This is a genomic window from Streptomyces sp. 7R007 (assembly GCF_054850255.1).
This window is the reverse complement of record NZ_JBTWMV010000030.1, coordinates 1-20415: the sequence shown is the minus strand read 5'-3', so window position 1 is coordinate 20415 and position 20415 is coordinate 1. Positions and strand designations below refer to the sequence as shown.

At 73.1% G+C, this 20415-nt stretch carries 18 protein-coding genes; 9 read left to right on the top strand and 9 right to left on the bottom strand.

Annotated features, from left to right (window positions below):
• Window positions 1–118: 118 nt before the first annotated feature.
• Both ACYF6T_RS30870 and ACYF6T_RS30865 read left to right on the top strand, forming a co-directional pair.
• Window positions 119–1603 (top strand): 3' terminal RNA ribose 2'-O-methyltransferase Hen1, encoded by a 1485-nt coding sequence (locus ACYF6T_RS30870; protein ID WP_461700557.1) that lies wholly within the window; start codon window positions 119–121, stop codon window positions 1601–1603.
• Window positions 1600–4146, top strand: coding sequence for a polynucleotide kinase-phosphatase (locus ACYF6T_RS30865; RefSeq protein WP_461700555.1), 2547 nt, complete (start codon window positions 1600–1602; stop codon window positions 4144–4146). Before ACYF6T_RS30870 ends, ACYF6T_RS30865 begins: the two co-directional genes overlap by 4 nt.
• A 111-nt stretch (window positions 4147–4257) precedes the next feature.
• Here the strand turns inward: ACYF6T_RS30865 and ACYF6T_RS30860 are convergent, their stop codons facing one another.
• Both ACYF6T_RS30860 and ACYF6T_RS30855 read right to left on the bottom strand, forming a co-directional pair.
• Window positions 4258–5151: a hypothetical protein gene (locus ACYF6T_RS30860; RefSeq protein ID WP_461700554.1), complete on the bottom strand. Its 894-nt coding sequence runs from the start codon at window positions 5149–5151 to the stop codon at window positions 4258–4260.
• Window positions 5148–6284: an SPFH domain-containing protein gene (locus ACYF6T_RS30855; RefSeq protein WP_461700553.1), complete on the bottom strand. Its 1137-nt coding sequence runs from the start codon at window positions 6282–6284 to the stop codon at window positions 5148–5150. Before ACYF6T_RS30855 ends, ACYF6T_RS30860 begins: the two co-directional genes overlap by 4 nt.
• Window positions 6285–6416: 132 nt before the next feature.
• Between ACYF6T_RS30855 and ACYF6T_RS30850 the strand changes: the two genes are divergently transcribed.
• Together ACYF6T_RS30850 and argF are read left to right on the top strand one after the other, a co-directional pair.
• Window positions 6417–7640: an arginine deiminase gene (locus ACYF6T_RS30850; protein WP_461700552.1), complete on the top strand. Its 1224-nt coding sequence runs from the start codon at window positions 6417–6419 to the stop codon at window positions 7638–7640.
• A 139-nt stretch (window positions 7641–7779) separates the two neighbouring features.
• Window positions 7780–8787, top strand: coding sequence for an ornithine carbamoyltransferase (argF, locus tag ACYF6T_RS30845; RefSeq protein WP_461700551.1), 1008 nt, complete (start codon window positions 7780–7782; stop codon window positions 8785–8787).
• A gap of 13 nt (window positions 8788–8800) precedes the next feature.
• On the opposite strand, the gene ACYF6T_RS30840 is transcribed toward argF, so the two are convergent.
• On the bottom strand, window positions 8801–9250 hold the full coding sequence (locus ACYF6T_RS30840; protein WP_461700550.1) for an ATP-binding protein: 450 nt from the start codon (window positions 9248–9250) through the stop codon (window positions 8801–8803).
• A 268-nt stretch (window positions 9251–9518) separates the two neighbouring features.
• On the opposite strand from ACYF6T_RS30840, the gene ACYF6T_RS30835 reads away from it, so the two are divergent.
• Together ACYF6T_RS30835 and ACYF6T_RS30830 are read left to right on the top strand one after the other, a co-directional pair.
• Window positions 9519–10346, top strand: a complete 828-nt coding sequence (locus ACYF6T_RS30835; protein WP_461700549.1) for an enoyl-CoA hydratase family protein — start codon at window positions 9519–9521, stop codon at window positions 10344–10346.
• Window positions 10347–10348: 2 nt separating this feature from the next.
• A complete protein-coding gene (locus tag ACYF6T_RS30830; RefSeq protein WP_461700547.1) occupies window positions 10349–12616 on the top strand; it encodes a bifunctional salicylyl-CoA 5-hydroxylase/oxidoreductase in 2268 nt (755 codons plus the stop codon).
• On the opposite strand, the gene ACYF6T_RS30825 is transcribed toward ACYF6T_RS30830, so the two are convergent.
• From ACYF6T_RS30825 to ACYF6T_RS30805, 5 genes are all read right to left on the bottom strand, one after another.
• Window positions 12600–13814 (bottom strand): sulfate adenylyltransferase subunit 1, encoded by a 1215-nt coding sequence (locus ACYF6T_RS30825; RefSeq protein WP_461700546.1) that lies wholly within the window; start codon window positions 13812–13814, stop codon window positions 12600–12602. The two genes, ACYF6T_RS30830 and ACYF6T_RS30825, sit on opposite strands and share 17 nt — an antisense overlap.
• On the bottom strand, window positions 13814–14734 hold the full coding sequence (gene cysD, locus ACYF6T_RS30820) for a sulfate adenylyltransferase subunit CysD (RefSeq protein ID WP_461700544.1): 921 nt from the start codon (window positions 14732–14734) through the stop codon (window positions 13814–13816). The genes ACYF6T_RS30825 and cysD overlap by 1 nt, the downstream gene beginning before the upstream one ends.
• Window positions 14731–15282: an adenylyl-sulfate kinase gene (gene cysC, locus ACYF6T_RS30815; protein ID WP_461700543.1), complete on the bottom strand. Its 552-nt coding sequence runs from the start codon at window positions 15280–15282 to the stop codon at window positions 14731–14733. Before cysC ends, cysD begins: the two co-directional genes overlap by 4 nt.
• Window positions 15283–15419: 137 nt before the next feature.
• Window positions 15420–16232, bottom strand: coding sequence for a PaaX family transcriptional regulator (locus ACYF6T_RS30810; RefSeq protein ID WP_461700542.1), 813 nt, complete (start codon window positions 16230–16232; stop codon window positions 15420–15422).
• Window positions 16233–16247: 15 nt separating this feature from the next.
• Window positions 16248–17912 carry an AMP-binding protein gene (locus ACYF6T_RS30805; protein WP_461700642.1) on the bottom strand — a complete coding sequence of 555 codons (1665 nt, stop codon included), beginning with the start codon at window positions 17910–17912 and terminating at the stop codon, window positions 16248–16250.
• 51 nt (window positions 17913–17963) lie between these two features.
• Between ACYF6T_RS30805 and ACYF6T_RS30800 the strand changes: the two genes are divergently transcribed.
• Together ACYF6T_RS30800 and ACYF6T_RS30795 are read left to right on the top strand one after the other, a co-directional pair.
• Window positions 17964–19091: an acyl-CoA dehydrogenase family protein gene (locus ACYF6T_RS30800; protein ID WP_461700541.1), complete on the top strand. Its 1128-nt coding sequence runs from the start codon at window positions 17964–17966 to the stop codon at window positions 19089–19091.
• Window positions 19088–19486 (top strand): RidA family protein, encoded by a 399-nt coding sequence (locus tag ACYF6T_RS30795; RefSeq protein ID WP_461700540.1) that lies wholly within the window; start codon window positions 19088–19090, stop codon window positions 19484–19486. Before ACYF6T_RS30800 ends, ACYF6T_RS30795 begins: the two co-directional genes overlap by 4 nt.
• Before the next feature lie 20 nt (window positions 19487–19506).
• Here ACYF6T_RS30795 and ACYF6T_RS30790 read toward each other — a convergent pair whose 3' ends face one another.
• Window positions 19507–19701, bottom strand: a complete 195-nt coding sequence (locus ACYF6T_RS30790; protein WP_461700539.1) for a DUF5999 family protein — start codon at window positions 19699–19701, stop codon at window positions 19507–19509.
• Window positions 19702–19928: 227 nt separating this feature from the next.
• Here ACYF6T_RS30790 and ACYF6T_RS30785 point away from each other — a divergent pair, with 227 nt between their 5' ends.
• A complete protein-coding gene (locus ACYF6T_RS30785) occupies window positions 19929–20369 on the top strand; it encodes a DUF6299 family protein (protein ID WP_461700538.1) in 441 nt (146 codons plus the stop codon).
• Window positions 20370–20415 lie beyond the last annotated feature (46 nt).

Below are 20415 nucleotides of genomic sequence, written 5' to 3'. Positions count from 1 at the left end.
GGTCAGCGGGGGCGCCGAAAATCCCGGGTGGGCCGCGGACATTCCCCGTACGCTGGGCGCCACGCCGTGGCCATGGCGCGTATCCGCAGTTCAGAAGGCGTTTCGAGGTGTACCCACCGTGTTCCTGACCCTCACCACCACCGGCACACCCGACCGCCCCGCCACCGATCTCGGCTACCTGCTGCACAAGCATCCGGACAAGGCGCAGGCGTTCTCCACCTCCTACGGCACGGCGCACGTCGTCTACCCCGAGGCGGACGAACGGCGGTGCACGGCCGCGCTGTTGCTGGAGGTCGACGCGGTGGCGCTGGTGCGCCGGGGCAAGGGGAAGGGGCGCGGCGGCGCCCCCGACGCGGCGCTCGCGCAGTACGTCAACGACCGCCCGTACGCCGCCTCCTCGCTGCTCGCCGTCGCGCTGAGCAGCGTGTTCTCCAGCGCGATGAAGGGCACCTGCCACGCCCGGCCCGAACTGCCCGGGCAGCCGCGGCCGTTGCGTGTCGAGGTGCCCGCACTGCCCGCCCGCGGCGGCCCGGACCTGGTGCGCCGGCTGTTCGAGCCGCTGGGCTGGTGCGTGACCGCCGAACCGGTCGCGCTGGACGCCGAGTTCCCCGAGTGGGGCGACTCGCGGTACGTGCGGCTCGTGCTGGAGTCCTCGGCGCTCACCCTCGCCGAGGCCCTGCGCCACCTCTACGTCCTGCTCCCCGTCCTCGACGACGCCAAGCACTACTGGGTCGCCGCCGACGAGGTGGACAAGCTGCTGCGGGCCGGCGAGGGCTGGCTCGCGGAGCACCCGGAGCAGAAGCTGATCACCAGCCGTTATCTGTCGCGCCGTTGGTCGCTGACCCGGCAGGCCATGGAGCGGCTGGAGCTGGTGCGGCTCGCCGAGGCCGACGACAGCGAGGTCGAGGAGATCGACAACGCCGTCGAGGCGGAGAGCGAGACGGAGGAGCGGCCGACGCCGCTCGCCGTGCTGCGGCGCGACGCGATCATCGGGGCGCTGCGCGCCGCGGGCGCCGCCCGGGTGCTCGACCTCGGCTGCGGCCAGGGGCAGTTGGTGCAGGCGCTGCTGAAGGACGCGCGGTTCACCGAGATCGTCGGCGTCGACGTGTCGATGCGCGCCCTGACCATCGCCTCCCGGCGGCTGAAGCTGGACCGCATGGGGGAGCGGCAGGCCGCGCGCGTCCGGCTCCTGCAGGGCTCGCTGGCCTACACCGACAAGCGGCTCAAGGGGTACGACGCCGCCGTGCTCAGCGAGGTGATCGAACACCTCGACCTGCCCCGGCTGCCCGCCCTGGAGTACGCGGTGTTCGGCGCGGCCCGCCCGCGGACCGTCCTGGTGACGACCCCCAACGTCGAGTACAACGTCCGCTGGGAGTCCCTCCCGGCCGGCCACGTCCGGCACGGCGACCACCGCTTCGAGTGGACCCGCGAGGAGTTCCGGGCCTGGGCGGCGTCGGTGGCCGAACGGCACGGGTACACCGTGGAGTTCGCGCCCGTGGGCCCCGACGACCCGGAGGTGGGCCCGCCCACGCAGATGGCCGTCTTCGAACGGAACACGGCCACGACCCCCACGACAAACGAGAAGGAGGCGAACGCGGCATGACCGAGACGACACAGCACAAGGGGCGCGTCCTGCCCGTCACCGACCTCTCCCTCGTCGTCCTCGTCGGCGCCTCCGGCTCCGGCAAGTCGACCTTCGCCCGCCGCCACTTCAAGCCGACCGAGGTGATCTCCTCCGACTTCTGCCGCGGCCTGGTCAGCGACGACGAGAACGACCAGAGCGCCACCAAGGACGCCTTCGACGTCCTGCACTACATCGCCGGCAAGCGCCTGGCCGCCGGCCGCCGCACGGTCGTCGACGCGACGAGCGTGCAGCAGGACTCCCGGCGGCAGCTGGTCGAACTGGCCAGGCGGCACGACGTGCTGCCCATCGCCATCGTGCTCGACGTCCCGGAGGAGGTGTGCGCCGAGCGCAACGCGGCCCGCACCGACCGCGCCGACATGCCGCGCCGGGTCATCCAGCGGCACATCCGCGAACTGCGCCGCTCCGTACGGCACCTGGAGCGCGAGGGCTTCCGCAAGGTGCACGTCCTGCGCGGCGTGGCGGACATCGAGCAGGCCACCGTCGTCACCGAGAAGCGCTTCAACGACCTGGCCCACCTCGCCGGTCCCTTCGACATCATCGGCGACGTCCACGGCTGCGCGAGCGAACTGGAGGCGCTGCTGCACAAGTTGGGCTACACCGACGGCGTGCACCCGGAGGGCCGCACGGCCGTCTTCGTCGGCGACCTGGTCGACCGCGGCCCGGACAGCCCGGGCGTGCTGCGGCGCGTGATGTCGATGGTCAAGTCGGGCAACGCCCTGTGCGTGCCGGGCAACCACGAGAACAAGTACGGCCGGTACCTCAAGGGCCGCAAGGTCCAGCACACCCACGGGCTCGCCGAGACCGTCGAGCAGATGGCGGGCGAGAGCGAGGAGTTCGTCGCCGAGGTACGGGAGTTCATCGACGGGCTCGTCAGCCACTACGTCCTCGACGGCGGCCGGCTGGTGGTCTGCCACGCCGGCCTGCCCGAGCGGTACCACGGCCGCACCTCCGGCCGGGTCCGCTCGCACGCCCTGTACGGCGACACCACCGGCGAGACCGACGAGTTCGGGCTGCCGGTGCGCTACCCGTGGGCGGAGGACTACCGGGGCCGGGCGGCGGTCGTCTACGGCCACACGCCCGTGCCCGAGGCCACCTGGCTGAACAACACCATCTGCCTGGACACCGGCGCCGTCTTCGGCGGCAAGCTCACCGCGCTGCGCTGGCCGGAGCGGGAGCTGGTCGACGTACCGGCCGAGCGGGTGTGGTACGAGCCGGCCCGGCCGCTGCGCACCGAGGCGCCCGGCGGCCAGGACGGACGGCCGCTCGACCTCGACGACGTGCACGGCCGCCGGATCGTCGAGACCCGGCACCAGGGGCGCGTCTCGGTCCGCGAGGAGAACGCGGCCGCGGCCCTGGAGGTCATGAGCCGCTTCGCCGTGGACCCGCGGCTGCTGCCCTACCTGCCGCCGACCATGGCGCCGACGGCCACCAGCCGCGTGGAGGGGTTCTTGGAGCACCCGGCCGAGGCTTTCGCGCAGTATCGGCAGGACGGCGTCGCGCGGGTCGTGTGCGAGGAGAAGCACATGGGCTCGCGGGCGGTGGCACTGGTGTGCCGGGACGGAGAGGCGGCCCGGAAGAGGTTCGGGGTGGATGGTCCGACGGGTTCCCTCTACACCCGTACCGGACGGCCGTTCTTCGACGACGCGTCGGTGACGGAGGAGATCCTCGGCCGCATACGCACCGCGGTGACCGGCGCCGGCCTGTGGGACGAACTCGCCACCGACTGGCTCCTGCTGGACGCCGAGCTGATGCCGTGGTCGCTGAAGGCCTCGGGTCTGCTGCGGTCCCAGTACGCGGCGGTCGGCGCCGCCTCCGGCGCGGTGTTCCCGGGCGCGCTCGCCGCGCTGGAGGGCGCCGCGGCGCGGGGCGTCGACGTCACCGGCCTGCTGGCCAGGCAGCGTGAACGCGCGGCGGACGCGGTAGCGTTCACGCAGGCGTACCGCCGCTACTGCTGGACCACCGACGGCCTCGACGGCGTACGGCTGGCCCCGTTCCAGCTCCTCGCCGTCCAGGGCCGCAGCCTCGCCGCCCTGCCGCACGACGAGCAACTCGCCCTGCTGGACCGGCTGGTGGAGCACGACACCAGCGGCCTGCTGCAGACGACCCGACGGCTCCACGTCGACACCGGCGACGCGGAGTCGGTGCGGGCGGGCGTGGACTGGTGGCTGGAGATGACCGGCCGCGGCGGCGAGGGCATGGTCGTCAAGCCGCTGGGCGCGCTGGTCCGCGACGGCGAGGGCCGGCTGGTGCAGCCCGGCGTCAAGTGCCGGGGCCGGGAGTACCTGCGGATCATCTACGGTCCCGAGTACACCCGCCCCGACCACCTGGCCCGGCTGCGCGCCCGGTCCCTGGGCCACAAGCGGTCGCTGGCGATCCGCGAGTACGCCCTGGGCCTGGAGGCGCTGGACCGGCTGGCGGAGGGGGAGCCGCTGTGGCGGGTGCACGAGGCCGTGTTCGGGGTGCTGGCGCTGGAGTCGGAGCCGGTCGACCCACGGCTTTGAGCCGAGGGCGAGCCCTGCTCACCCAGGCGCTTGCGGGACGCCGCTGTGACGCCGACTGGTCACCCCCAAGGGCCTGCAGGGCCGGGTCACCGGCCCTGTGGGCGTCGGCCCTCAGCCGACCAGTCGCAACCGCCGCCCGCACACCCGGACTTGGACCGTCTGCCCCCAGGTGAGTTCGAGGGCGTCGCTCTCGACGCCGTCCCCGAAGGCGACCAGCCGCTCCGACTCGACGGTGACCGACAGGGCCGCCGGATCCGCCAGGTCACCCGCGACGAGAGACGTGCCCGTGACCGGCGACGGCCACGCCTCCCGCACGAACCACAGCAGCCGCCGCTCCGCCGGCCCCGGCAACCGCAGCCGCCCGCCCCGCTCCCGCCACACCGAGCGCAGCCAGCCGGTCGCCCCCGTGCCCGTGCCCACGAGCACCCCGGAGGAGGCCTGGGCCTCGACGGCACCCCCGTCGTCGTCGAGGCCCAGGCGGTAGCGGGCCGTCTGGTGTCCGGCGGCGCCCAGGTAGATCTCGTTCAGCGCGACCAGCCGCTGGGTGTCGTCGGCGACGGCCTCGACCATGGTGAGTTCCTCGACGCCGGCAGTGGGGGCCGCCGGGAGCAGGACGGCGGCGTCCCGCGGCCGGTGGCGCACCAGCACGCCCGGGTTGCGGCCCGGGTCGCTGTCGATGCCCACCACCGGCTGCCCGTCGAGGTACTTGGCGACGTTGGCCACCAGACCGTCCTGGCCGACCACGACCACCACGTCCTGCGGCGCGAACAGGAAACGGTCCAGGTCGGCCCGCTCGACCCGGGTCTGGCGCCAGGCCAGCGGAATCGCGGCGGTCACCTCGGCGAGCGCGCGCCGGGTGCGGTGGTGACGCTCGGCGAGCTCCGCGAGGTCCCGGCCGCGGGAGGCGAGGAAGAAGGCGGCCTGGCCGTGCGTGCCGTGGTGGGCCACCAACTCCTCGTACTCCGTGGTGCGGTGGACGAGGACGATCCGCGGGGCGAGGCTCACGCCCGCTCACCCTCGCCGAACCGGGCGAGCAGACCCGTCAGCACGTCCGGGGAGACGGTCACGCTGTCGATCCTCGGCAGGTTCTCCGCGAGCCGGGTCCCGGTCAGGGCGTGCAGGACCGCCACGTCGACGTCCGCGTGCACCCGCAGCCAGGCGGCCTGCGCCTCGGCCCGCGCCGCCCCGACCACCCGCGCCCCCTCGGCCTCGGCCCGCGCCAGCCGTACCGAACGCGCCGCCTCCGCCTCCGCGACCTTGACCGTCCGGGCGGCCTCCGCCTCGGCCATGCGCTCGGCACGCCGTGCCTCGGCCTCCGCCATCCGCTCGGTGCGCCGTGCCTCCGCCTCCGCGAGCTGCACCGCCCGCGCCGCCTCCGCCCCGGCCCTGACCGCGTCGGCCGCCGCGTGCTCCTCGGCCTCGAGGCGGGCGTTGGTGCCGCGCTGTTCGACCAACTGCTCCTGGCGCCGGGCCAGTTCGATCTGGCTGGCCAGCTCGTTCTCGGCGATGGCGCGCTCCCGCTCCACGGCCACGGCCCGGCGTTCGTAGGTGGCCCGGTCGGCCTCCTGCTGGATCTGCTCGCGGGCCGGGGTGCGCAGCGCCCGCTCCACCTCCGGCTCGGGGCGCAGCGCGACCACGCGCACCGTGACCACCTCGATGCCGGTCGCCGGCAGCCGCGGCTCCGCCGCCAGCCCCGCCGCGACCCGCTCCCGTACCGCCGTCACCCCGTCGACCAGCGCCGACGCCAGCGACGTACGGGCCAGCACGTCCAGCGCGTGCTGCTGGGCGGTCTCCGTCAGCAGCGTCCCCAGCTGCTCCAGCGGGGTGCCCCGCCACGCTCCGGTGTCGGGGTCGACGGAGAAGTCCAGCCGAGCGGCGGCGAGGGCCGGGTCGGCGATGCGGTAGGTCACCGTCGCCTGCACGCTCACGTCCTGGAAGTCGGCCGTACGGGCGTGGAAGGTCATCGCCAGCTCCCGGTCGTCGACCGGCACCTCGGACAGGGACGCGGTCAGCGCCCGGAACCAGAAGCTCAGCCCCGTGCCCTCGTGCAGCAGCCTGCCGCCCCGGTGGTGGCGGATGTGGGCCGTCGCGGTGCCGCGCAGATGATGCCGGCCCAGGCGCCGGGTGATGTCGGCCATCGAACCCCCCCTCGTTCTCGTCTCAATGACGATAAACGGGGCGGTCGCTTATCGTCAAGAGGACGAGAACAAGGAGCCGAAGAAACCGCCGAGCCGTGGGTCAACGCGCCACTCGATGGTCAGGATGGAGGCATGGGATTCCACGTCGACTCCGAGGCCGGGCGGCTGCGCCGCGTCATCCTGCACCGGCCGGATCTGGAGCTCAAAAGGCTCACCCCCAGCAACAAGGACGCCCTGCTCTTCGACGACGTGCTGTGGGTGCGCCGGGCGCGCGCCGAGCACGACGGCTTCGCCGACGTCCTGCGCGACCGCGGGGTCACCGTCCACCTCTTCGGCGACCTGCTCACCGAGGCCCTGGAGGTCCCGGCGGCCAGAACGCTCGTCCTGGACCGGGTCTTCGACGAGAAGGAGTACGGCGTCCTCGCCACCGACCACCTCAGAGCCGCCTTCGAGACCCTGCCCGCCCCCGAACTGGCCGAGGCCCTGGTCGGCGGCATGACCAAGCGCGAGTTCCTCGACGCCCACCCGGAGCCGACCTCGGTCCGCTTCCACGTCATGGACCTCGACGAGTTCCTGCTCGCCCCGCTGCCCAACCACCTCTTCACCCGCGACACCTCCGCCTGGATCTACGACGGCGTCGCCGTCAACGCCATGCGCTGGCCCGCCCGGCAGCGCGAGACGGTCCACTTCGAGGCGATCTACCGCCACCACCCCCTCTTCCGCGACGAGACCTTCCGCGTCTGGTCCGAGGGGCAGGCCGACTACCCCTCCACCATCGAGGGCGGGGACGTCCTGGTCATCGGCAACGGCGCGGTCCTGATCGGCATGAGCGAGCGGACCACCCCGCAGGCGGTCGAGATGCTCGCCCACAAGCTGTTCGCGGCCGGCTCCGCCCGCGCGATCGTAGCGCTGGACATGCCCAAGCGGCGCGCCTTCATGCACCTCGACACCGTGATGACGATGGTCGACGGCGACACGTTCACCCAGTACGCCGGGCTCGGCATGCTCCGCTCGTACACCATCGAACCGGGCGCGGGCGAGAAGGAGCTCAAGGTCACCGACCACCCGCCGGAGCACATGCACCGCGCGATCGCCGCCGCGCTCGGTCTGAGCGAGATCCGGGTGCTGACCGCGACCCAGGACGTGCACGCCGCCGAGCGGGAGCAGTGGGACGACGGCTGCAACGTCCTCGCGGTCGAGCCGGGCGTCGTCGTCGCCTACGAGCGCAACGCCACCACCAACACCCACCTGCGCAAGCAGGGCATCGAGGTCATCGAGATCCCCGGCAGCGAGCTGGGCCGGGGCCGGGGCGGGCCGCGCTGCATGAGCTGTCCGGTCGAACGGGCCGCCGTGTAGCCGAATGCCGTGTAGCCGGACGCCGTACCGCCGGACAGCCGTAGGGCCGTGGCCGCGGCCGGTCCGGCGTAGTGCATATAAATGCTGAATATCGTATAGACTTCCACGGCCCGTTGTTCCCGCATCCCTGGAGCGCCCCATGGCGACAGTTCCGACCGCCCTCGCCGGCCGCCACTTCCTCAAGGAGCTCGACTTCACCCGGGAGGAGTTCCTCGGTCTGGTCGAGCTGGCCGCCGAGCTGAAGGCCGCGAAGCGGGCCGGGACGGAGACGCGGTACCTGAGCGGGAAGAACATCGCGCTGATCTTCGAGAAGACCTCGACGCGCACCCGCTGCGCGTTCGAGGTCGCCGCGGCCGACCAGGGGGCTTCGACGACGTACCTGGACCCCTCGGGCTCGCAGATCGGCCACAAGGAGTCCGTGAAGGACACCGCGCGCGTGCTGGGCCGGATGTACGACGGCATCGAGTACCGCGGCGACAGCCAGGAGAAGGTGGAGGAGCTCGCCGCTTACGCCGGCGTGCCCGTCTTCAACGGCCTCACCGACGACTGGCACCCCACCCAGATGCTCGCCGACGTGCTGACGATGACCGAGCACACCGCCAAGCCGGTGACCGGGACGACCCTCGCCTACCTCGGTGACGCCCGTTTCAACATGGGCAACTCCTACCTGGTCACCGGGGCCCTGCTCGGCATGGACGTCCGGATCGTCGCCCCGAAGACCTACTGGCCGGCCCAGCCGGTCGTCGACCGGGCGCACGAGCTGGCCGAGACCAGCGGCGCGCGCGTCACGCTCACCGAGTCCGTGGCCGAGGGCGTCCTCGGGGCCGACTTCGTCGCCACCGACGTCTGGGTCTCCATGGGCGAGCCCAAGGAGGTCTGGGACGAGCGCATCGCCGCCCTCGCGCCGTACGCCGTGACGATGGACGTCCTGCGCGCCACCGGGAACCCGGACGTGCGCTTCCTGCACTGCCTGCCGGCCTTCCACGACCTGGGCACCAAGGTCGGGCAGGAGATACACGACCGCCACGGCCTCGACTCCCTGGAGGTGACCGACGAGGTGTTCGAGTCGGCGCACTCCGTGGTCTTCGACGAGGCGGAGAACCGCCTGCACACGATCAAGGCGGTCCTCGTCGCGACGCTGGCCTGACCGCGGGCCCCGGCTAGGCCGGCCGCCGCTGCGGCGGCACCACCGGCAGCCGGAACCACACGGCCTTCCCGGCCCCCGTGGTCCGATGGCCGCAGGAGGAGCTGAGCGCGCGGATCAGCAGCAGCCCGCGCCCGTGCTCCTGCCAGGGGTCCGGCGCCGTGCGGTCCGGGCTCGTCAGATCGCCCGGCGGGGCCGGGTCCGGGTCGTGCACCTCGACCTGGCACCCGGTGGGCAGCAGCTCCACGACGAGCTCTATCGGCGCGTCGCCCGCGGTGTGCTCCACGGCGTTCGCGACCAGCTCCGCCGTGAGCAGCTCCGCGGTGTCGCAGTCGGCCCCGTGCTCCAGCTCGGCCAGCGCCGTGCGCACCAGCGCACGGGCCACGGGCACCGCCGCGGCGGAGTGCGGGAGCGCGACGCGCCAGGAGGCGGCGGAGGGGCGATCGTACAAGGCGGTTCCGTTCATGAGCAGGCTGTCCTGCTTTCGACCTTATGAAGGGTACGGCGCCGCCCGTCAGAGGCGTCCGACGGTCGCCGTTCGGGACCTTCGGCCCCGATACCGGGCGGCTTACCCCGCAGAACGCCCGGCCTCGCGCGGCTGCTCCCGCTGTTACCGGTCTATTGACGAGCGGTGACATGGCGACATCCCGCCTGTATTGCTCTCGTGACGACAGTCACGAATGAGTGATAACTTCGATACGTGTCCGCGCCACCGTCCGAGGAGGCCGCACGTCATGAGTCCGTTCACCGGCTCCGCCGCCCGCACCCCCCGCTGGGGCCACCTGCGCGTCGAGCTCGACGACGGCGTCGCCACCGTCACCCTCGCCCGTCCCGAAAAGCTCAACGCGCTCACCTTCGGCGCCTACGCCGACCTGCGCGACCTGCTCGCGGAACTGTCCCGCGAGCGGTCCGTGCGCGCCCTGGTCCTCGCCGGCGAGGGCCGCGGCTTCTGCTCCGGCGGCGACGTCGACGAGATCATCGGCGCCACCCTCGCCATGGACACCGCCCAGCTCCTCGACTTCAACCGCATGACCGGCCAGGTCGTGCGGGCCGTACGCGAGTGCCCGTTCCCGGTGATCGCGGCGGTGCACGGCGTGGCGGCCGGCGCGGGGGCGGTGCTGGCGCTCGCGGCGGACTTCCGGGTGGCCGACCCCTCGGCCCGGTTCGCGTTCCTGTTCACCCGGGTGGGCCTGTCCGGCGGCGACATGGGGGCGGCCTACCTGCTGCCGAGGGTCGTCGGCCTCGGCCACGCCACCCGGCTGCTGATGCTGGGCGAGCCCGTCCGCGCCCCCGAGGCCGAGCGGATCGGCCTGATCAGCGAGCTCATCGAGGAGGGCGGCGCCGACACGGCCGCCCTGGCCCTGGCCCGCCGCCTGGCCGACGGCCCGGCCCTGGCGTACGCCCAGACCAAGGCGCTGCTGACGGCGGAGCTGGACATGCCGCTGGCCGCCTCCGTCGAACTGGACGCCTCGACGCAGGCCCTGCTGATGAACGGCGAGGACTACGCCGAGTTCCACGCGGCGTTCACCGCGAAGCGGGCTCCCAAGTGGCGGGGGCGGTGACCATGAAGGTCGCCGTGATCGGTGGCGGGCCGGGCGGCCTCTACGCCGCCGCCCTGCTGAAACGCCTCGACCCCGCCCGCGAGGTCACCGTCTGGGAACGCAACGCCCCCGACGACACCTTCGGCTTCGGCGTGGTCCTCTCCGACGAGACCCTCGGCGGCATCGAACACGCCGACCCGGTGGTGTACGAGGCCATGTGCGCGGACTTCACCCGCTGGGACGACATCGACATCGTCCACAGAGGAGCACGCCACACATCCGGCGGACACGGCTTCGCGGCCCTGGGCCGCAAACGCCTCCTGGAGATCCTGCACCAGCGCTGCCGCAGCCTCGGCGTCGACCTCCGCTTCCGCTCCGAGGCCCCCTGCCCCGACCGGCTCGCCGAGACCCACGACCTGGTCATCGCCGCCGACGGTGTGCACAGCACCACCCGCGACGCCTACGCCCATGTGTTCCGCCCCCATGTGGCCACCCACCACTGCCGCTACATCTGGCTCGCCGCCGACTTCGCCTTCGACGCCTTCCGCTTCGAGATCGCCGAGACCGAACACGGGGTCATGCAACTGCACGGCTACCCCTATGCGTCCGGCGCCTCCACCGTGATCGTCGAGATGCACGAGGACGTCTGGCGCGCCGCCGGCTTCGACGAACTCGACACCCAGGAGTCGATCGAGCGCTGCGCCAAGATCTTCGCGGAACCGCTGCGCGGCCGGCCGCTGCGCTCCAACAAGTCCGCTTGGACCACCTTCCGCACGGTCGTCAACGAGCACTGGTCGCACCGCAACGTCGTCCTCCTCGGCGACGCCGCCCACACCGCCCACTTCTCCATCGGCTCCGGCACCAAGCTGGCCGTCGAGGACGCCCTCGCCCTCGCCGCCTGCCTTGAGGAACAGCCCACGCTCAAGCAGGCGCTCACGGCCTACGAGGAGGAGCGCAAGCCCGTCGTCGCCTCCACCCAGCGCGCCGCACGGGCCAGCCTGGAGTGGTTCGAGAACCTGGGCCTCTACCTCGACCAGCCGCCCCGCCAGTTCGCCTTCAACCTGCTCACCCGCAGCCGCCGCGTCACACACGACAACCTGCGCCTGCGCGACGCCGGCTTCACCGCCTCCGTGGAGCGCGAGTTCGGCTGCCCGCCCGGCACCCCGCCCATGTTCACGCCGCTGCGGCTGCGCGGCCTGACCCTGCGCAACCGGGTCGTCGTCTCGCCGATGGACATGTACTCGGCCACCGACGGCGTCCCCGGCGACTTCCACCTCGTCCACCTCGGCGCCCGCGCCCTCGGCGGCGCCGGACTCGTCATGACCGAGATGGTGTGCGTCAGCGCGGAGGGCCGCATCACCCCCGGCTGCGCCGGCCTCTACACCGGCCGGCAGGGCGAGGCGTGGAAGCGCGTCGTCGAGTTCGTGCACCGTCAGTCACCCGGCACCGCGATCGGCGTGCAGCTCGGGCACAGCGGCCGCAAGGGCTCGACCCGGCTGATGTGGGAGGGCATGGACGAACCGCTGCCCGACGGCAACTGGCCCCTGGTCGCCGCCTCCGCGCTGCCGTACAAGCCCGGCAGCCAGACCCCGCGCGAGCTGACCCGCGCCCAGCTCACCGACATCCGCGAGCAGTTCACGGCGGCCGCCTGGCGTGCCGCGCGCGCCGGGTTCGACCTCCTCGAACTGCACTGCGCGCACGGCTACCTGCTCTCCGGCTTCCTCTCCCCGCTCACCAACCGCCGCACCGACGCCTACGGCGGCTCGCTGGAGAAACGGCTCCGCTTCCCGCTGGAGGTCTTCGACGCCATCCGGGGCGTGTGGCCGGAGGAACGGCCCATGACGGTCCGCATCTCCGCCACCGACTGGGCGGACGGTGGAACCACGGCCGAGGACGCCGTGGAGATCGCCCGCGCCTTCGCCGCGCACGGCGTCGACGCGGTCGACGTCTCCACCGGGCAGGTCGTGGCCGAGGAGCGGCCGGAGTTCGGGCGGTCGTACCAGACGCCGTACGCCGACCGGATCCGGCACCAGGCCGGCGTCCCCGTCATCGCGGTGGGCGCGATCTCCTCCTGGGACGACGTCAACTCCCTGATCCTGGCGGGCCGTACGGACCTGTGCGCGCTCGCCCGCCCGCACCTGTACGACCCGCACTGGACGCTGCACGCGGCGGCCGAGCAGGGCTACGAGGGTCCGGGCGCCGTCTGGCCGGCGCCGTACCGGGCGGGCAGCCGCAGTCCGCAGACCGGGCGGACGGACGCCCCCAAACCCCGGCTCACACTGGGGCGGTGAGATCCGCCATGCCGGCGGTGAGCGTCGCGCCGTCGGCCGGGTCGATCAGGATGAACGCCCCCGTGCGGCGGGAGAGCGCGTAGTCGTCGAGCGCCAGCGGCTCGGCGGTGCGCAGGGCGATGCGGCCCAGGTCGTTCGCCGACAGCTCGGCGGCGCCCGCCAGGTCCTTGACGACCGCCTTGACGGTCCGGGTGGTGTGCCGCACGAGCACCCGGTCGCCGACCCGCAGCGGCCGGTCGGCCAGGTGGCACACGGCCGCCCGGACGTCCTGCGTGAGCGCCGGGACCTCGGGGCCCGCCGTGATCATGTCGCCGCGGGAGACGTCCCGCTGGTCGGCGAGGCGCACGCTGACGGACTGCGGCGCGTACGCCGCCTCGACCGGCGTGCCCAGCACGTCGATGCCGGTGATCGCGGACGTCGCGCCGGACGGGTGCACGGTGACGCGGTCGCCGACGCGCAGCGAGCCCGACACCAACTGCCCGGCGTAGTGCCGCTGTTCGCCGTGCCGGATCACGTACTGCACCGGGAAGCGGGCCGGGGCGTCGGTCGCCTCGGCGCCCACGGGGACGTTCTCCAGGAGCTCCAGCAGGGCCGGGCCGGCGTACCAGTCCATGTGCGCCGAGCGGTCCACGACGTTGTCGCCGGCCAGGGCCGAGACGGGGACCGGGGTGAAGCCGGGCAGGCCCAGCTCGGCCGCGTCGCCCGCGAAGTCCTCGACGATCCGCTCGAACACCTGCTCCTCGTAGCCGACCAGGTCCATCTTGTTGACGGCGAGGACCACGTGCGGAACCCGCAGCAGGGCGGCCACGGCCGCGTGCCTGCGGGTCTGCTCGACGACGCCGTTGCGGGCGTCGACCAGGATGATCGCGAGCTCGGCGGTGGAGGCGCCGGTGACCATGTTGCGGGTGTACTGCACATGGCCGGGGGTGTCGGCGAGGATGAACCGGCGCTTGGGCGTGGCGAAGTAGCGGTAGGCGACGTCGATGGTGATGCCCTGCTCGCGCTCGGCCCGCAGGCCGTCGGTCAGCAGCGCCAGGTCGGGCGCGTCCTGGCCGCGGCCGAGCGAGGCGCGCTCGACGGCCTCCAGCTGGTCGACCAGCACCGACTTGGAGTCGTGCAGCAGCCGGCCCACCAGCGTGGACTTGCCGTCGTCGACGGAACCGGCGGTGGCGAACCGCAGCGTGTCGATCGTCGTCACTAGAAGTACCCCTCGCGCTTGCGGTCTTCCATCGCGGCCTCGGAGAGCTTGTCGTCGGCCCGGGTGGCGCCGCGCTCGGTGAGCCGGGAGGCGGCGATCTCCGCGATCACCTTCTCGATGGTGTCGGCGTCGGAGTCCACCGCGCCGGTGCAGGACATGTCGCCGACGGTGCGGTAGCGCACGCGCCGCTTCTCGACGGTCTCGCCGTCCTTCGGGCCGCCCCACTCGCCGGCCGTCAGCCACATGCCGTGGCGGCGGAACACCTCGCGGTGGTGGGCGTAGTAGATGCCGGGCAGTTCGATCTCCTCGCGGGCGATGTACTGCCACACGTCCAGCTCGGTCCAGTTGGACAGCGGGAAGACGCGGACGTGCTCGCCGGGGGCGTGCCGGCCGTTGTAGAGGTTCCACAGCTCGGGGCGCTGACGGCGCGGGTCCCACTGCGAGAACTCGTCCCGCAGGCTGAACACCCGCTCCTTGGCCCGCGCCTTCTCCTCGTCCCGGCGTCCCCCGCCGAAGACCGCGTCGAACCGTTCGCTCTGGATCTTCTCCGTCAGCGGCAGCGTCTGCAGCGGGTTGCGGGTGCCGTCGGGACGTTCGCGCAGCACACCCCGGTCGATGTAGTCCTGTACGGAGGCCACATGGAGCCGCAGCCCGTGCGCGGCCACCGTGCGGTCGCGGTACTCCAGGACCTCGGGGAAGTTGTGCCCGGTGTCGACGTGCAGCAGCGAGAACGGCACCGGCGCCGGGGCGAACGCCTTCAGCGCCAGGTGCAGCATGACGATGGAGTCCTTGCCGCCGGAGAACAGGATCACCGGCCGCTCGAACTCGCCCGCCACCTCGCGGAAGATGTGCACCGCCTCGGACTCCAGCGCGTCCAGGTGCGAGAGGGCGAAGCCCTTGTCGTGGGTCGCCGTGCTCACACCAGCCCCCGCTCCGCCAGCACCGCGTACACGGCGTCGGCCGACTCCTGCGGGGTCTGCGTCTGGGTCGGCAGCACCAGGTCCGGGTCGGCCGGCGGCTCGTACGGGTCGTCGACCCCGGTGAGCCCCTTGAGGTGACCGGCGGCCTGCCGGGCGTACAGGCCCTTCACGTCCCGCTCGCTGCACACCTCGACCGGCGTGGCCACGTGCACCTCGATGTACGGCGTCGAGCTGGCGTCGTGCCGTTTGCGGACGGCCTCGCGGCTGTCGGCGTAGGGCGCGATCACGGGGACGACGGACAGCACGCCGTTGCGCGCGAGGACCTCGGAGACCAGCCCGATGCGCTGGACGTTGGTGTTGCGGTCCTCGCGGCTGAAGCCGAGGCCCGCCGACAGGAAGCGGCGTATCTCGTCGCCGTCGAGTATCTCCACGCGGTGACCCTCGGCCTTGAGGCGTTCGCCGAGATGGCGGGCGATGGTCGTCTTGCCCGCGCTCGGCAGTCCGGTGAGCCAGACGGTGGCTCCCTGAGCCCTTGCCGTGATGGTCATGCGCAACAGTCCTCTTTCTCTGCCTGGCGGTCGGCTCGCCGAACGCTAGGTAAGAAACTTGAGAAGAGGTATAGAAGAACCTGAGGGTTGCGTGAGTGACGGAAGGTGTGGCCGGGGTCACACGAGGGTCACATCGGTCATACGCCCACGAACGCCGCCCCCGCGTCCCTCAGCCGCGCGTGCAGGCCCCGGAAGACGGCGGTGGAACGGGCGCCGGGCCAGCCCTCGGGCAGCAGCCGGGCGGGCAGGCCGGGATCGGTGTAGGGGAGGTGGCGCCAGGAGTCCAGGGCGAGCAGGTAGTCGCGGTAGGCCTCCTCCGCGGGGGTGTCCGCCCGCCGCTCCCAGGCTTCCAGCACGCGCGCGTGGCGGTCGAGGAACGCCTCGTGCTCCTTGGCGATCGCCGCCAGGTCCCACCAGCGGGCGACCGCCTCGGCGGTGGCGGCGAAGCCGAGGTGCTCGCCGCGGAAGAAGTCGACGTACGCCTCCAGGCGCAGCCGCTGCAGGGTGTGCCGGGCCTCCTCGTACAGCCGCGCCGGCGCGATCCACACGCCGGGTGCCGCCGTGCCGAAGCCGAGGCCGGCCAGCCGGGAGCGCAGCACGTGCCGCTTCTGCCGCTCCGACTCCGGCACCGAGAACACCGCGAGCACCCAGCCCTCGTCCTCGGGCGGCGCCGTGGCGTACACGCGACGGTCACCGTCGTCGAGCAACTGGCGGGCGTCCGGCGAGAGTTCGTACCCGGCCGCGCCCTCGGCGGTGCGGGCCGGCAGCAGCAGTCCGCGCCGTTTGAGGCGGGAGACCGACGAGCGTACGGAGGGCGCGTCCACGCCGACCGCGGCCAGCAGCCGGATCAGCTCCGCGACGGGCACGGGACCCGGGACGAAGCGGCCGTAGGCGCCGTAGAGCGTGACGATGAGAGACCGTGGTGCATGCTGGTCGGACACGTTGATCATCTTAGGTCGTCGGGTTCACTGCCGGTCACCACGGGTGCGCAGTCTGAAGCGCTGCAGCTTGCCGGTCGCCGTGCGGGGCAGCGCGTCCAGGAAGACGATCTCGCGCGGGCACTTGTACGGCGCCAGTTCCGACTTCACGAAGGCGCGCAGCGCCTCGGCGTCGCCTTCGGCGCCCTCCTTGAGGACGGCGTAGGCGACGACCACCTGTCCGCGGGCCTCGTCGGGCCGCCCCACGACCGCCGCCTCGACCACGTCCGGGTGACGCAGCAGCGCCTCCTCCACCTCCGGCCCGGCGATGTTGTACCCGGCCGAGATGATCATGTCGTCGGCGCGGGCGACGTACCGGAAGTAGCCGTCCGGGTCGCGGACGTAGGTGTCCCCGGTGATGTTCCAGCCGTCGCGCACGTACTGCCGCTGGCGCGGATCGGCGAGGTAGCGGCAGCCGACGGGGCCCTGGACGGCGAGCAGCCCGGGCTCGCCGTCGGGCACGGGGGCGCCGTTGTCGTCCTGCACGCGCGCGTGCCATCCCGGCACCGGCACCCCGGTCGTGCCGGGTCTGATCTCCTCGTCGGCCGCGGAGATGAAGATGTGCAGCAGCTCGGTGGCGCCGATGCCGTTGATCAGGCGCAGGCCGGTGCGCTCGTGCCAGGCGTGCCAGGTGGCCGCGGGGAGGTTCTCGCCGGCGGAGACGCAGCGGCGCAGCGAGGAGACGTCGTGGGCGTCGAGGTCGTCGAGCATCGCGCGGTAGGCGGTCGGCGCGGTGAACAGCACGGAGACGCGGTGCTCGGCGATCGCGGGCGGCAGCTGCCTGGGCCCGGCCTGTTCCAGCAGCAGGGCGCTGGCGCCGGCCCGCAGCGGGAAGACCACCAGGCCGCCGAGGCCGAAGGTGAAGCCCAGGGGCGGGCTGCCGGCGAACACGTCGTCCCCCTGGGGGCGCAGCACATGGGCGGAGAAGGTGTCGGCTATGGCGAGCACGTCCCGGTGGAAGTGCATGCACCCCTTGGGGCGGCCGGTCGTCCCGGACGTGAACGCGATCAGCGCCACGTCGTCGGCCGCGGTGTCCACCGCCTCGTACGGCCCCTCGGGCGCCGGGCGCCGCAGCAGGTCGTCGGGGGCGTCGCCGCCGTAGGTCGCGATGCGCAGGCCCGGTATCTCGGCCTTGGCGAGGTCGTCGACGGCCCGGATGTCGCACAGCGCGTGTCCGACGCGGGCGATCTCGCACACCGTGGCCAGCTCGTGCGGCCGCTGCTGGGCCAGCACGGTCACGGCGATCCCGCCGGCCTTCAGCACCGCCAGCCAGCAGGCCGCGAGCCACGGCGTGGTCGGGCCGCGCAGCAGCACGCGGTTGCCGGGAACGACGCCGAGGTCCCGGGTGAGCAGGTGCGCGAGCCGGTCCACGCGGGCGCGGAGGTCGCCGTACGTCCACGAGGGGCCGTCCGGCGTGTGGAAGGCGGGGCGTGCCGGGTCGGGGCCGGTCAGCAGCTCGGCGGCGCAGTTCAGCCGATCGGGGTAGCGCAGCTCGGGCAGGTCGAAGCGGAGTACGGGCCACTCCTCCGGCGGCGGGAGGTGGTCGCGCGCGAAGGTGTCGACGTGGGCCGAGACGTTCATGGCCGTTCCCCCCTTGCCTGGTGGGCGTCGTGGTGGGGTCGCAGATCGAGCGTATCGTGTTCGTGACGACAGTCAACGGTGCGCGATATCGTGGTGGGGTCCTGGGCAGAGAGGGGACCGGCGATGCCCGCATTCTCGCTCGAACCATCACAGATCGCCTGGTGTGCCCAGTTGCGCGCCCAGGCCGCGGACCTGCTGCGCCCGCTCGCGGAGAAGGGCGAACGTGGTCACGTCAACCGTGCGCTGACCGCCGAACTCGGCCGGCTCGGCCTGCTTCGGCGGCTGTTCGCCTCCGGTGCGCTCGACCTCTGCCTGATGCGCGAGTCCCTCGCCCAGGCCTGCACGGAGGCCGAGACCGCGCTCGCCCTCCAGGGCCTGGGCGCCCACCCCGTCCACGCGTACGGCACCCCGGCCCAGCGCGACCGCTGGCTGCCGGGCGTGTGCGCGGGCACCACGGTGGCGGCCTTCGCGCTGAGCGAGCCGGGCGCAGGCTCGGACGCCGCGGCGCTGTCGCTGGCGGCCCGCCCGGACGGCGCCTCCCGCTGGCGCCTGACCGGCGAGAAGTGCTGGATCTCCAACGCCCCCGAGGCCGACTTCTACACCGTCTTCGCCCGCACCACCCCCGGCGCCGGCGCCCGCGGCGTCACCGCCTTCCTGGTCCCCGCCGACCGCCCCGGCCTCACCGGCAGCCCCCTCGACCTGCTCTCCCCGCACCCCGTCGGCGCCCTGCGCTTCGACGCCGTCCCGGTGACCGGCGACGACGTGCTCGGCGAGGCCGACCACGGCTTCCGCGTCGCCATGGGCACCCTCAACCTGTTCCGCCCCAGCGTCGGCGCCTTCGCCGTCGGCATGGCGCAGGCCGCCCTCGACGCGACCCTCGCGCACACGGCGCGACGTGAGGCGTTCGGCGGCAAGCTGAAGGACCTGCAGACGGTCGCCCACCAGGTCGCCGAGATGGCCCTGCGCACGGAGGCGGCCCGCCTCATGGTGTACGCGGCGGCGACGGCGTACGACGAAGGGGCCCCGGACGTCCCCCGGCGCGCGGCGATGGCGAAGCTGCTGGCCACCGAGACCGCGCAGTACGTCGTCGACACGGCGGTCCAGCTGCACGGGGCGCGGGCGCTGCAACGCGGCCACCTGCTGGAGCACCTGTACCGCGAGGTGCGGGCGCCGCGCATCTACGAAGGGGCGAGCGAGGTCCAACGGGCCGTCATCGCCAAGGAGTTGTACCGCCACCAGGAGGCGCGGTGAGCATCGAACGCGTCAACCCGCCCGAGCTGTCCCCGCCCACCGGCTTCTCGCACGCCGTCGTCGCCACCGGCTCCCGCGTGGTCTTCCTGGCCGGCCAGACCGCCCTCGACGCCGACGGCAAGATCGTCGGGGACACGCTGCCCGAGCAGTTCGGCACGGCCCTCGCCAACCTCCTCGCCGCCCTCGCGGCCGCCGGCGGCACCCCGGCCGACCTCGCCCGGGTCACCGTCTACGCCACGGACGTCGCCGCCTATCGCAGACATGCCGCCCAACTGGGGCGCCTGTGGCGGGAGCTGGCGGGCCGTGACTATCCGGCGATGGCGGTCGTCGAGGTCGTACGCCTGTGGGACGAGCGGGCGAGGGTGGAACTCGACGGCTTCGCGGTGCTGCCCTAGCCGGAGCCGGTCGCGCTGCTTCAGGCGGCGACGGCCAGGCGCTCGGCCGGCGCCCGGTGCGGGGCCACGATCCGGCCGTCGGCGGTAAGCTCACCGCTGTCGTCGAAGACGATCGCGCCGTCGCACAGCAGGCTCCAGCCCTGCTCGGGGTGGGCGGCCACGACGTGCGGGGCGGTGGTGTCGGAGGAAGGGCACGAGGTCCGGCGGTCGCACATGGCGCACCTCCACGTCGGTCGGGACCACCCGTGCGGGTCCCTCTGCCCAAGACGATGCTCCTGCCGTGAACCCGGCGGAACGGCTCACCGTGAAGCGTGACAACACGCGGACAACTCCCGGACGGTTCCACGACCCTCGGGGCCAACTCGCCACCGAAGGGGTGACGTATCCGCGTGCGGGCGCGCGGGTTCGGTACCAGTGGAGACCCCATCCCAGGAGGTTTCCCATGTCCTTGCGCCCCGCCCTGCGCCCCGCTCTCGGCGTCGCCGCCCTGCTGCTCGCCGCCGCCCCCGCCGCGCCCGCCGCCGCGGACCCGGTCACGCCGTACGAGACGGTCACCATCGACCCGACCGGCCGTATCGCCGCGGACGGCACCGTCACCCTCTCCGGCACCTACCGCTGCCTCGCCGGCACCGGGCCGGTCTTCGTCAGCTCCTCCGTCCGGCAGAGCACGTCGACCGTCCGGTACGGCATCGGCGGCACCCGCGCGGTGTGCGACGGCACGGACCACCGCTGGGAGAACACGGGCACGCCGTCCTCGGCCGGGCTCACCGCCGGCACGGTCGAGGTCGAGGCCACGATCATGGAGCTGCGCCAGCAGGGCCTCCTGCCGCTCCCGCACCTCCACGCGGCCGCACACCAGGACGTCACCCTGGTCCAGGGCTGAACCCCCTGGTCCAGGGCCGAACCCGGCCGACGGGCGGCCTGCTCCC

Excerpts from the sequence above, each read along its gene's own strand:
- argF (WP_461700551.1), top strand. The coding sequence starts at position 7,780 with ATGGCGACAGTTCCGACCGCCCTCGCCGGCCGCCACTTCCTCAAGGAG.
- ACYF6T_RS30810 (WP_461700542.1), bottom strand. The coding sequence starts at position 16,232 with ATGATCAACGTGTCCGACCAGCATGCACCACGGTCTCTCATCGTCACG.
- ACYF6T_RS30840 (WP_461700550.1), bottom strand. The coding sequence starts at position 9,250 with ATGAACGGAACCGCCTTGTACGATCGCCCCTCCGCCGCCTCCTGGCGC.
- ACYF6T_RS30865 (WP_461700555.1), top strand. The coding sequence starts at position 1,600 with ATGACCGAGACGACACAGCACAAGGGGCGCGTCCTGCCCGTCACCGAC.
- ACYF6T_RS30855 (WP_461700553.1), bottom strand. The coding sequence starts at position 6,284 with ATGGCCGACATCACCCGGCGCCTGGGCCGGCATCATCTGCGCGGCACC.
- cysC (WP_461700543.1), bottom strand. The coding sequence starts at position 15,282 with ATGACCATCACGGCAAGGGCTCAGGGAGCCACCGTCTGGCTCACCGGA.
- ACYF6T_RS30800 (WP_461700541.1), top strand. The coding sequence starts at position 17,964 with ATGCCCGCATTCTCGCTCGAACCATCACAGATCGCCTGGTGTGCCCAG.
- ACYF6T_RS30830 (WP_461700547.1), top strand. The coding sequence starts at position 10,349 with ATGAAGGTCGCCGTGATCGGTGGCGGGCCGGGCGGCCTCTACGCCGCC.
- ACYF6T_RS30835 (WP_461700549.1), top strand. The coding sequence starts at position 9,519 with ATGAGTCCGTTCACCGGCTCCGCCGCCCGCACCCCCCGCTGGGGCCAC.
- ACYF6T_RS30850 (WP_461700552.1), top strand. The coding sequence starts at position 6,417 with ATGGGATTCCACGTCGACTCCGAGGCCGGGCGGCTGCGCCGCGTCATC.
- ACYF6T_RS30790 (WP_461700539.1), bottom strand. The coding sequence starts at position 19,701 with ATGTGCGACCGCCGGACCTCGTGCCCTTCCTCCGACACCACCGCCCCG.
- ACYF6T_RS30785 (WP_461700538.1), top strand. The coding sequence starts at position 19,929 with ATGTCCTTGCGCCCCGCCCTGCGCCCCGCTCTCGGCGTCGCCGCCCTG.